The 12,731-nt window shown below is 28.3% G+C and carries 10 protein-coding genes; 7 read left to right on the top strand and 3 right to left on the bottom strand.

The window, feature by feature from the left end; all coding sequences use genetic code 11:
- Positions 1–72: 72 nt before the first annotated feature.
- The 7 genes from IPH62_05060 to IPH62_05030 all read left to right on the top strand — a co-directional run bounded on the left by IPH62_05060 (position 73) and on the right by IPH62_05030 (position 7,769).
- Positions 73–1,308, top strand: a complete 1,236-nt coding sequence (locus IPH62_05060) for a DUF1015 domain-containing protein (protein MBK7104632.1) — start codon at positions 73–75, stop codon at positions 1,306–1,308.
- Positions 1,309–1,411: 103 nt separating this feature from the next.
- Positions 1,412–1,816, top strand: a complete 405-nt coding sequence (locus IPH62_05055; protein ID MBK7104631.1) for a four helix bundle protein — start codon at positions 1,412–1,414, stop codon at positions 1,814–1,816.
- 149 nt (positions 1,817–1,965) lie between these two features.
- Positions 1,966–3,051 (top strand): 3-phosphoserine/phosphohydroxythreonine transaminase, encoded by a 1,086-nt coding sequence (gene serC / locus IPH62_05050; protein ID MBK7104630.1) that lies wholly within the window; start codon positions 1,966–1,968, stop codon positions 3,049–3,051.
- Positions 3,052–3,178: 127 nt separating this feature from the next.
- A complete protein-coding gene (locus tag IPH62_05045; protein MBK7104629.1) occupies positions 3,179–3,607 on the top strand; it encodes a hypothetical protein in 429 nt (142 codons plus the stop codon).
- 83 nt (positions 3,608–3,690) lie between these two features.
- Positions 3,691–4,218, top strand: a complete 528-nt coding sequence (locus tag IPH62_05040; protein ID MBK7104628.1) for a hypothetical protein — start codon at positions 3,691–3,693, stop codon at positions 4,216–4,218.
- Between the two features lie 131 nt (positions 4,219–4,349).
- Entirely contained in the window at positions 4,350–6,887 is a 2,538-nt protein-coding gene (locus IPH62_05035) for a T9SS type A sorting domain-containing protein (protein ID MBK7104627.1), read from the top strand.
- 300 nt (positions 6,888–7,187) lie between these two features.
- Positions 7,188–7,769: a hypothetical protein gene (locus IPH62_05030; GenBank protein MBK7104626.1), complete on the top strand. Its 582-nt coding sequence runs from the start codon at positions 7,188–7,190 to the stop codon at positions 7,767–7,769.
- 47 nt (positions 7,770–7,816) lie between these two features.
- Here the strand turns inward: IPH62_05030 and hutH are convergent, their stop codons facing one another.
- Genes hutH through IPH62_05015 form a run of 3 tightly spaced genes read right to left on the bottom strand, consistent with a single transcriptional unit; the run spans position 7,817 to position 12,722 of the window.
- Positions 7,817–9,376 (bottom strand): histidine ammonia-lyase, encoded by a 1,560-nt coding sequence (gene hutH, locus IPH62_05025; protein ID MBK7104625.1) that lies wholly within the window; start codon positions 9,374–9,376, stop codon positions 7,817–7,819.
- On the bottom strand, positions 9,372–10,640 hold the full coding sequence (gene hflX, locus IPH62_05020) for a GTPase HflX (protein ID MBK7104624.1): 1,269 nt from the start codon (positions 10,638–10,640) through the stop codon (positions 9,372–9,374). Before hflX ends, hutH begins: the two co-directional genes overlap by 5 nt.
- Before the next feature lie 3 nt (positions 10,641–10,643).
- Complete coding sequence (locus tag IPH62_05015) at positions 10,644–12,722, bottom strand: BatA domain-containing protein (protein MBK7104623.1); 2,079 nt, start codon at positions 12,720–12,722, stop codon at positions 10,644–10,646.
- Positions 12,723–12,731: the final 9 nt, after the last annotated feature.

Below are 12,731 nucleotides of genomic sequence, written 5' to 3'. Positions count from 1 at the left end.
ATAACAATATCCTTTATCACCGTAATTTATTAATTTACAAATAGAAAATAATTTTTTCGGAGATTTAAAAATATGGCAGTAATTAAACCTTTTAAAGCATTTCGTCCGACAGAAAATATTGCGCAACTTGTTGCCAGTGTTCCGTATGATGTTGTTAACAGAGAAGAATCTGCAAATCTTGCTGCCGGAAACTCATTTAATTTTTTACGTGTTACAAGATCAGAAATTGAACTACCGGAAAATACAAATCCTTACGATAAATCAGTTTATGAAAAAGCTAAAGAAAATTTTCAAAAATTTATTAATGAAAAAACATTAATTCAAGATGATGAAGAAAGATTTTACATTTATCATTTAACAATGGGCGAGCAAAAGCAAGTTGGAATTGCCGCAACTTTTTCTGTTGATGATTATGAAAATGATATAATTAAAAAACATGAAAAAACCAGAAAAGTTAAAGAGGATGACAGAACAAATCATATTATTACAACGGAAGCACAAACCGGCGCTGTATTTTTAACATACAAAGGGATTGATAAGGTAAATCAAATTGTTGAAAAAACAATGAAAGAAATTACTCCGACATATAATTTTACTTCTAACGATGGAATAATTCACAAAATTTGGATTTTGCCAAAAGAAAATAATTCAACAATAATTGATGAAATTGCAAATACAAAATATTTATATATTGCCGATGGACATCACAGAGCTGCAAGCGCAGCAAGAGCAAGAACGGTAAAAAAAGATAATAATCCAAATCATAACGGAAAGGAAGAATATAATTATTTTATGGCAGTTTTATTTCCCGCGGAACAATTAAAAATTCTTCCTTACAACAGAGTTATTTTTGATTTGAAGGGAATGTCGGAAAATAAATTTATTGAAAAAATTAAAACAAATTTTTCTGTAGAAAGTTCGGATTCAGCCTCACCCAAAAATGTAAAAAATATTTGTATGTATATTTCCAATGAATGGTATTTGTTAAAGCCGAATGAAAATGTTAAGAAAGCTGATAACTTTGGTGGAAATTTAGATGTAAGTATTTTGGAAAATTATTTACTTAAACCGGTTTTAGGAATTGAAGATATTAGAACCGATACAACTATTGATTTTATTGGGGGAATTAGAGGTACAACGGAATTAGAAAAATTAGTAAACAGCGGAAAAGCAAAAGCAGCTTTTTCAATGTTTCCGGTTTCTATTGAAGATTTGATAAATATTTCGGATGCGGGAGAAATTATGCCGCCAAAATCAACTTGGTTTGAACCAAAGCTGAGAGACGGATTGGTTGTTCATACAATTTAAATAATCTTAATCATAATCTTACTCTTGTTCTTAATCTTTTTTTAAAAGAATGAAAGAAAAAGAATGAGTAAGATTAAGAATAAGAGTAAGATTAAGAAAAAAAATGACAGAAAAGATTTACTATTTCGATCATGAGAAATTAATTGTTTATCAAAAATCTTTAGAATTTCTTAAGTGGTTAAATGTTGTTTTATCCAAAGTTGAGAAAAGATATTCAGTTTATGATCAATTAGAAAGAGCTTCAACATCAATAATTTTGAATATTTCAGAAGGCAATGGTAAGTTTACAAGTAAAGACAGATGTAGATATTTTGATATTTCGCGTGGGTCGGCGTTAGAATGTTCTGCTGGATTAGATATTTTAGTTACAAAAACTATTTTAACATCAGAAGAAATTAAATTTGGAAAAGAATTACTTAAAGAAATTGTTTCAATGTTAATAGGATTAATTAAAAGTAATTCTGAAAGAATTCACGAACCGGAAGTGGAATATAATTCTGAAAGATAATCTTTTATTTCTTAATCATAATCTTACTCTTGCTCTTAATCTTTCTTTAAAAAATAAAAAAGAATGAGTAAAAATAAGATTAAGGGTAAGAAAAAAAATTAAAAGTACTGTGAGATTAACAATTCAAAAATTTAATAAGGAAAATTAAAATGAGTGAAAGAATTTATAACTTTAGTGCGGGACCAGCAGTTTTACCGGAAGAAGTTTTAAAAGAAGCGCAAGCAGATTTTTACAATTACAAAAACACCGGCATGTCTGTGATGGAAATGAGTCATAGAGGAAAAGTTTATGAATCAATTATCAAAACAGCAGAAGCGGATGTTAGAAAACTTTTAAATATTGGTGAGAATTATGCGGTATTATTTTTACAAGGCGGAGCTACACTTCAGTTTTCAATGGTGCCGCAAAATTTAATGCCTCCGGTAAAAAAAGCAGATTACATCCTTACCGGAACTTGGGCAAAAAAAGCCGCTAAAGAAGCAAAGCGTGAAGGTACAGTTAATATTGCTGCTTCAACCGAGACAGAAAATTTTATACGAATTCCAAAACAAAATGAATTGAAACTATCTTCCGAGGCATCTTATGTTCATTACACATCTAACAATACAATTTTCGGAACTCAATTTAAATATATTCCCGAAGCCGGAAATGTTCCTTTGGTTTGCGATACTTCTTCGGATATGCTTCACAATTATTTTGATGTAAATAAATTTGGATTAATTTATGCCGGTGCACAAAAAAATATGGGACCTTCCGGAGTTGTTCTTGTCATTATTAGAAAAGATTTGCTTGAAAGAAGCAGCGATAATTTGCATACTTATATGAATTATAAAATTCATGTTGAAAATGAATCTATGTATAATACTCCCGCCACATTTGGTGTTTACATAATGGGATTGGTTTTTAAATGGCTGCAAAATATGGGCGGACTTGAAGTTATGTATAAGAAAAATTTAGAGAAAGCAAATATTCTATATAATTATATTGATGAAAGCGATGGTTACTATAAAGGAACCGCAGTTAAAGAAGATAGATCTTTAATGAATGTTACATTTAGATTACCAAGTGAAGAATTAGAGAAAAAAATTATTGCGGAAGCAACTGCAAAAGGATTTTCCGGTTTAAAAGGACATAGATCTGTCGGTGGATTAAGAGCATCAATCTACAACGCTTTTCCGCAAAAAGGAGTTGAAGCTTTAGTTGAATTTATGAAAGATTTTAAAAAGAATAATTAAGAAAGTATATAAATAATTGTCATTCCCGAATGATTTTATCGGGAATCCATAGAAAATTGGATTTCCACTTTTGTTGAAATGACCTATAATTTAAAATAAGTTTTTAAGAATTTCAGTTAAAACTATTATGAAAAATTACAAAGTTGTTTTGTCAATAATTATTTTATTTAATGTTTGGGCTTGTTCAAGCAAGCCCGAACCTAAACTTGAATTATTCAGTCCCGAAGCTTTTGCATTCGAAGTTGATAATTCTTGGGAAGTTAATGCTACAGTTAATGCAAAAGGATTTGCCCAAAATATTAAAGAAAATAAATCTAATATAAATCTATTTTATAAAGTTGATTTGATTACTCCGGAGAATGATACAATCAAATCAATTTTTGATAAAAATATTTTGCTGGATGAAAAAAAAGAAATATCCGATTTACAATTAGAAGCACAAATTGAATTGGATTCAACATTCGCAGTTGGAAATTATAGTTTAGTTTTTATTGTCAGCGATGAAATTTCCAAACAAACAAAAACAATAAATATTCCTTTTAACTTAGAAAAATAATTTTTCCAAAGAAAACCAATCTATAATTACTGATGGTTTTCGTATTGATGTTGTACTTCTCAAAAATAAAATGGAGGTGCAAAATGTTATACGAAAAATTTATCAGACTCGTTGAAGATCATGCAGATTCAATAACCAAAGAATGGATTAAAGAAGTAAAATCAAATCCATCAACATTTGGTTATAGAAAAGTTGATGATGAAATTCTAAAAAAAAGAATTCATAATGTTTACCGCAGACTTGGCGAATGGATTATGAACGCTGATCCAACCGATGCAAATACCGCAGAATTTTTTATTGATATTGGCAGACAGCGCGCGGCTGAAAATTTAAAAAGCAGTGAAGTAATTTATGCATTAATTTTATCAAGGGTTGTACTTTGGCGGTATATAATAAATCATGGAATAATTCATTCAAGTTTGGAACTTCATCAATGTTTAGGATTTTATCAGCAGTTAAATAATTTTTTTGATAAAGCTGCATATTACGTTGCGGTTGGATATGAAAGTTTGCATTTGGCAGATCAAGAAAAAATGAAACAAGAAAAATTTGTTGATAAAACCGTGAAGGGAATTACGAATTGGTTTTTTAAAACAAAAGAAATTAAATAGTACGAATTTTTTTCGCTTTAACGAAATTTTTTCATAGTGGATGAATACTAATATAAAATTATTCTAATTTATAGTTAAATTTTAATTGGTACTAAATTTGTTGATTTTATTTCAAACTAGTTGAGAAAATTATGTTAAAGATAAAATCCATATTTACAATAATCTTTTTAACATTTACATCCTTTCATTATTCCCAAATTGAAAATGCACTAATATCAGATTTTAGAGTTAGCAAAGATGAATTGTTCAGTTCTTTCAAACAAGCAAATCCTAATTTATTTTCAAACTCATCAAAAGAATTTATTGTAGCTTGGGAAGATTACAGATTAGGTGATCTAAATTACTTTGCACAGAGATTTGATTCCTTGGGAAACAAAATTGGATCTAATTTTAAAGTAAATTCTAATTTTGATATTGTTTTAGATGCAGAAGATGGGTTTCTAAATATTTCAAACGAATATTATGAAAATTTCTTTGACGTTGGTAACAGATCCGTATATGCTTCCATATTTAATTCTAATAATGAAATTATAAAAGATGAATTTTTACTTGGTAATATTACATTACCTTGGTGCGGTACTGGATATTTGGGTTATGGTTTTAAAACAATTAAATCTGAAAATGGTTTTACTTTCGGAATTAGAGATAACGGAAAACTTGACTTGATATATTTAGATGAGTTAGGAAATATTACTTCTAATTACCATTTTTCTGATTCGACTAATGCAACAAGTTTAATAAATTTTGATATTTGTTCATTATCGAATAAAACGATTTTAACATGGATAAACTATAATACCTGGGAACAAATCCCAGATAGTATAGAGATTAATAGTTCTATTTTAGACAATCTCAAGAACTCTCGAATTAATATTAAAGTAAAAAAAACCGATCAAAATATTGAGCAGTATTTATATAATAATTCTGAATTATTTAAAAATGTTTCTTTAACAGATAGTACATTTTTAATTTTTGATTTAATCAACGGACCATTTGAACTTTCTTTTAGAAAATTTGATTTAGATGGGAAAAAATTAACTAATGATACCCTGATTAAATTAAATGAAAATTTCGATTCAAATTTTACATATTCAATAAGAAGTTTTAATGTTTCTTCAATGAGAGATAATAAATTTGCAGTCAATATTTCATATGATTCCGGAGCAGTAAATCTTTATAATTTTATTTTAATCTTTAATAAGAATGGAGAATTATTAAAAATATATTCTGAAAAATCAGTTGTACAAAACGGAATAAATGAACGAATTTTTATGTTATCGGATAATGAATTTTTATCTGCTAAATTTATTGATGATGATATATACTTAATAAAAAAAAATGTATTTATCGAAACCGAAAGAATAAAAATTAATGATGATATTTCTGGAAGTAATGAGACAAATCCGCAAATAACAGCAATTAATGAAAATAAGTTTTTTGTAGCATGGAGCAACGAAAGAAATTTTTACGGACAAAAAATTTCTCAAAATGGAATAATTGAAGAAAGTGAAATAATCTTAGAGGGAAATGAAGTAGTATTTTTAGAAAACAGCACACTTGTAAATCTATGGAAAGATAGAATTTCTGGAGACCAATTGCAGCTTGGCTTTTCTATATATAATTCAAACAATGAATTAATTAGAAAAGATACAATTCAAATTTGTAATTATTATAATTATAGTGAAAATCTTATAAAATTAACAGATACTACTTTCTGCATTATATCCGGAAGTGAATCTACAAAATTAACTTCTTATAATAATTTTGGTGAATTAGTTAAAGAAATAGGCTTACCGAATTTTCAATATCCAAATCCTAAAAAATTGTATATAGAAGGAAAAAATCTTTGGGTAAAATGGGGAAACAATTTACAGCTTTTTCAAAATAATCTTGAACCTATTTCTTCGATTTATGTAAATGATTTCAATGAATATATTGGCAGCAATAAATTTCTTTCATTTTATTCTAATTTCAATAATTATGGTTATGATTTAAAAGGAACAATAAAATCTCATTATGGAGACACACTTGTATCAAATATCGATTTTAGTGACATTCCTTACTTAGAATATTATAACGGAAATGTTAGTGTAGTTCCGCTGCTTAATTCGAAATTTTTAGTTTTGTATTCATTGAATTCACTCGATGGCGGACAATATTCATATTACCGCGTTTACACTCATGAAGGGAAAATTGAATATGCAAAACAAATAATTCATCAAAAATCGGTTTTCAGCACAAAAAATTCGAACGCCTTAATAAGCAATAATAAAGTATTTTTTGTATGGTCAGATTTACGCGAAAGAAATATTGGATATGATATTTATTGCAATATTTATAATTTAAACGTAATTACTGAAGTTGAAGATCCTCAAGATAATTATATAAAAAATGAATTTGAATTAATGCAAAATTACCCAAATCCGTTTAATCCAATAACAACAATAAAATATAATATTCCTATATACGCAAAAAGTGAAAACCAAAACGTAAAATTAATTGTTTACGATATTTTGGGAAAAGAAGTAAAAATTCTTGTTAATGAAAAAAAGAATTCCGGAAATTATGAAATTCAATTTGATGGAAGTAATCTTGCAAGCGGAATATATTTCTACAAACTATCTTATGGAAAATATTCTTCAACAAAAAAATTTGTTTTGATGAAGTAAAAAATAATGAAATAGTTTAAAGTATAGACTTAAAATAAAAATATAAAACCTACAGCTTTTCTCATATTTGCTTATCGCCAAATTGAAAAAAGATTTAGAACAAAATGCTCAAGAAAAATTTCACGATTGGAACATAACAGAAAAAATGTCAAAAGAAATTATTGATGAGTGGGTTTGAAGAAATGTGTTTACAAATTTGTAACTAAAATCAAATTATTTTTTCTATTTTGAAGTAATGAAAATTACATATTTTTTAAGTTGCTAATTCCCTTGATTTAACTAAAATGTTAGGAGGTTGTTATGAAACTAATATCCATTTTTTTCTTTTTTGTATTGTTTACAATAACACTTTCTGCACAAATTGTTACCAAAGAAAAAAAGAAGACAGTAACCGAAAATGGTGATACGCTATTTACAGAATCAACAATTGTTAGCAATTCTGAAGATATAACTCCCCGGGAAGATATGATAGTAGTTAACCCACTTAAATTTTTTATTTTTTACAACTTGAGTTATTTCCATAAAATTTCTGATAAAGTTGCTTTGGGTGGTGGTTTGCAAATTCCAACAATTAGCGGTCTTGGTGGTTTTGGTATTAATTTAGAATCAAGAATTTATCCTTCCGGTAAAACTTTGAGAGGTTTTTATATTGCGCCCAATATATCATACAATCGACTTACAGTTAATGAAGGAAGTGGAACATCTGCTTTTAGTATTGGTGCTCTAGTTGGTTGGCAATGGTTTCCCGGAGATGATTTTGCTATTGGTTTAGGAATTGGTTTTGATTATTACACTGGATCTGTTGATGATAATAATGATGATTATGCAAACTACAGCGGTTCTGTTCCGGCTGTTAGATTTGATATTGGATATGCTTGGTAATATTTAAAATAACTTTATCAAAAATATAAACTGTGGTGATAAATCAGCTAATTTAATTTAGTTACTTTTTCTACGGAATTTAGTACAGTATTATCTTTAACAATTTTCAAAACTTTCTGAATATCAATATGCAATTCTCTATCGTGATCTAATGGTTTTACAAATTCTCTAATTTTTTTGTAAGCAGCGGAAGTCCCAACTCCACATTTTAATGGTTTTAGAAATTCAATTCCTTGTGACGCAACAAGCATTTCTATTGCAATTACAGTTTGAACATTTTGTAAAATTTGATAACATTTTCTCGCAGCAATTGATCCCATCGAATTATGATCTTCTTGATTTGCAGAAGTCGGAATCGAATCAACACTTGCCGGATGTGCCAATGTTTTATTTTCCGAAACTAAAGAAGCAGCAGTATATTGAGCAATCATAAAGCCGGAATTGAGTCCGCCGTTTTTTGTTAAAAATCTTGGCAAATTACTAAGTTGACCATTTACCAATCTTTCAATTCTTCTTTCGGCAACATTTGCAATTTCAGAAAGTGCGATTGCCATAAAGTCCATTGCCAAAGCCATTGGTTGTCCGTGAAAATTTCCACCTTCAATATGATCACCTTCTTCCGGGAAAATTAAAGGGTTATCATTTGCGGAGTTAAGTTCAATTTCAACTTTGGAGCACACATAATTTATTGCATCTTTTGAAGCACCGTGAATTTGCGGAATACATCTTAGCGAATATGAATCTTGAACGCGTGTATCATTTTCCAAATGTGATTTTCTGATTTCACTATTCTTAATTAACGCAAGCATATTTCTTGCAGTATTAATTTGTCCATCAAAAGGTCGTAAATTATGTAAACGTAAATCGTATGCTTTATCGGTTGCGCGTAAAGCTTCGTGACTTAACGCCGCACTGATATCAGCTTGAGTTGCTAATTTTTTTGCTTGAATTGAAATGAACGCCGCAAACGCTGTCATCATTTGGGTTCCGTTAACTAAAGCTAAACCTTCTTTTGCCCCAAGTTTTACGAAATTTAATTTATATTTTTTTAACAAATTTCTTGTTGAAACCGGTTTTGTAAATTTTGTGGTTTCACTATTTACAACATTAAATTTTTGCGATTTTCCTTTCCCAATTAATGAAAGGACTAAATGAGAAAGTGGAGCCAAATCGCCGCTTGAGCCTACGGATCCTTGCGATGGAATAACGGGAATAATATTATTATTTATAAATTCTAATAAAAGTTCTAATGTGGAAAGTTTAATTCCCGAATAACCTTTTGCTAAAGCATTGACTCGCAAAAGCATCATAATTTTAATTATAAATGGTGGTAAATTTTCTCCAACTCCGGCTGCGTGACTTACAATTAAATTTTCTTGCAATTTTTCCAAATCATTTTTAGAAATTTTCACATTGGAAAATTCTCCAAATCCAGTTGTAACACCGTAAATTACTTGGTCTTCCTCAATCCATTTATCAATTAATTTTCTCGCTTTTCTTACATTTTGTTTTGAATCTTCGCTTAAAATAACTTGAGGATTTTCGTTTAAGAAAAATTCAATTTTTTCCAATGTTAACGAATTTCCATCAATAATTAATTTTTTAATTTTCGCCATTAAACAATCTCAAAATTTGTTCATGAATTTGTTTCGAAGTTCTGTATTCCAAAGTAATTCCAAAATCATCATAAGTTGTTTTCAAATCATCAACAAGCGAATGAACTTTTGCAACTAAATTTCCTTTTGTGTGATCAGTTCTAATTTTATTTTTTACAAAATTTTGTTCAAGGAAATTCACAAATAAATCATTTAAACTTTTTATGTTAATTCCTCTTTCCGCAGAAACGATTAAACAATTTGGAAAATGATTTTTAACATATTCAATTTTACTTTTGTCATTCAGTACATCAATTTTATTAAACACTTTCACGGTTGGTTTACTTTTGCAATCAAGACTTTCTAAAGTTTCTTCAACAACTTTTATATGATCTTCAAAAAATGGATTTGTAATATCAATTAAATGAATTATTAAATCAGCTTCCCGCACAACGCTCAAAGTACTTTTGAACGAAGCAATTAAATGATGCGGAAGTTTTCTGATAAATCCAACTGTATCGGTTATTAAAATTTTTTTCTTTGATGATAATTCATAAGCGCGAGTTGTAGAATCAAGTGTTGCGAATAATTTATTTTCTGCGTAAACGGCTGCATCGGTAAGCAAATTTAATAATGTTGATTTTCCCGCATTTGTGTACCCAACCAAAGTTGCTTTAAGAATTTCTTCTCTTGCCAAACTTTTTGTTTTTTGCTGAGATTCAATTTTCTTTAATTTATCTTTTAGTGTACTAATTCTGGTTCTGACAATTCTTCTATCGGTTTCTATTTGTGTTTCGCCGGGACCTTTAGTTCTAATTCCGCCGTATTGTTTTGATAAATGCGTCCACGCTCTTGTTAATCGCGGTAATAAATATTGAAGCTGGGCAAGCTCCACTTGAGTTTTGGCTTCGTTAGTTTTTGCGTGAGATGCAAAAATATCTAAAATTAATCCCGAGCGATCTACAACTTTTCTATTAATTAATTTTTCCAAATTTCTTAATTGTGTTGGCGTTAAATCATCATCAAATATTATTATTGTAATATTATTCATTTCAGCAAGTTCGGCAATTTCTTCAGCTTTGCCTTTGCCAATATAAAATGCCGGATCCATTTTACTTTTATCTTGAATAATTTTTAAAATTGTTTCAGCGCCGGCTGTTTCCGTTAACATTTCTAATTCGAGTAAATGTTCTTCAATTCTTTCATCGGAAATATCTCTTGTTTTTAACGCAACAAGAATTGCCTTATCAACAACTACTTGCGAGGTTTCTATCATAAATTAATTTTCTGTTAAATTCATTAAATCTTTTTGGGAGCTTCTTGCAACAAACATTTCAATCAATGCAGTTAAAAATGCTAATAATAAAAATAATTTCCACAACTCGGTTCCAAATCGGGCATTTTTAATTTTATCAAGATAATTTTCATTTGGATTAATAAGCGAATAATTTTCTCCAAAATGTTTTGTGTAAAAATTATTTAAAGTATCAATTTCAATTTTTCTCAAATCAGATTCTGCCGGAATTAAATTCACACTTGCAAAATCAATCAATTTATTATTACTGTAAAATTTGTAACTTCCCGAAAAATCGGTTCCAGAAAAATTATATTTATCCAAATAAATATCCTGAATATTAATTTTTTCATTTCCATTTGGCGTAGTAATATCAATTATAGGAAAATTATATTTTTTTATATCTAATTGAATTTCACTTCCGGTATTAAATATTTTATCATTTTGATTTGTAGTTAAATACAAGATTACCCTTGTAATTAAAGGAGCAAAAATACTTTTGATTGGAAAATTTCCCGATTGAAAATTCGGTGAAGAATTAAAAAATATTATTTTACCGCTATTATAATTTGTTTCGCCCATGAAAAGATTGTTATCATTTAATCTTATTATACTTTTAATTGTTTGCTGTTCGGTAAATTTTAAATACTTAAAAATATTCGGCGATTCAATCTGCTGCTTATTCTTATCCGGAAATAAACTTTGAAACAATGGATGTGTAAAATCTATTTTGCCATATTCTGCGAAATTTAAATTTGTATTGTCAGTAGAAATAATTTTCTGTGCGGAAGGCAAATTTAGCTTTTTAAGGAATTCGTTTAATTTATTTAATTCCGGATTTGAGTTTGGGAAAAATACAACATTTCCTCCGGATGTTAAATAATTCGAAATTAGATTTGGCTCAATATTTCCCGAAGTTACCAGAAAAATTATATCAAAATTATTTAGAGAAAGAAAAGAAATTTTATTTGCTGGTTTTTGTGTAACTTCAAATCTATCCGATGTGGTTACAGAATTTATAGCGGAGTTTAAAAATCGAATATCGTCAATAGAATCATATAAAAGTAAAATTTTTATTTTTTCCAAAACTTCAAAATTTAAAAAACAAATATTGTCTTCAATAATATTATCTTCTTCAAGTTCAACTTTTGTTTCAATTAGTCCGGGTGAATTTAAAATTGTTTCAAAATCTATTGATTTTATTTGGTTTGCTTGAAGTGAAATATTTTGCTGAGCAACTCTTTCATTATTGATAAAAAGCGAGACGGCTAAATCATCAGTTTGATTTTGTGAATTATTTGAAACATCAACCGTAAAATTCAATGGTTTGTTAACTTCAATAATTGAATTGTTCAAGCGTAAATTTGAAACAGAATAATTTTCCGGATTTTCTTCCGCAAGATTAAATGAAAAAACCCTAATATTTTCATCAATGGAATTTTTAAGTGAATCAATTTTTGTCGAGAATGTACTTTTCTGAAAATCAGAAAATATGAAAATTTCCTTATTCAGATTTTGAGATTTTATTAAAATATCTTTTGCAGACAAAATAATTTTATCAAAAGGTTTTGAAACTTGAGTTAATTTTAACCCATCTAAAATTTGCAGTGCATTAGTTTTGTTAGTTGTACTTTTTACAGAATCTGCAATTGTGATAAAATAAAAATCACTTCCGTCATCAATCTTATTAATAATTTCCTTAATTATTTTTTTACTTTGATTGAATATTGTACCCTTGTCGTTTAAATACGACATGCTTATTGAATTATCCAAAACAAACACATTACTTGATTTTGCCGATGAAGCAGAGCCGATAATATTTGTTCCTTCAAGCGTTGGTCTTGCAAAAGCTAATACAAGTAAAATTATTAGAAGAGTTCTTAAAAACAACAACAGCCATTGCTTAATTTTTATTTTTTTAATTTTTGATTTCTGTAGTTCCTTTAAAAAAGTTAATGAACTAAATTCAACTTTTTTAAGTTTTCTGAAATTTAATAAATGAATTAAAATTGGAATTGTGGCAGCAAGCAAACCCAATAAAATTGCGGGATTAAGAAAAACCATTTTTATTCC

The organism is Ignavibacteriota bacterium (assembly GCA_016708125.1).
In the GTDB taxonomy this organism is placed as follows: Bacteria; Bacteroidota; Ignavibacteria; order Ignavibacteriales; family Melioribacteraceae.
This window is presented reverse-complemented; position numbering and strand designations above follow the sequence as displayed.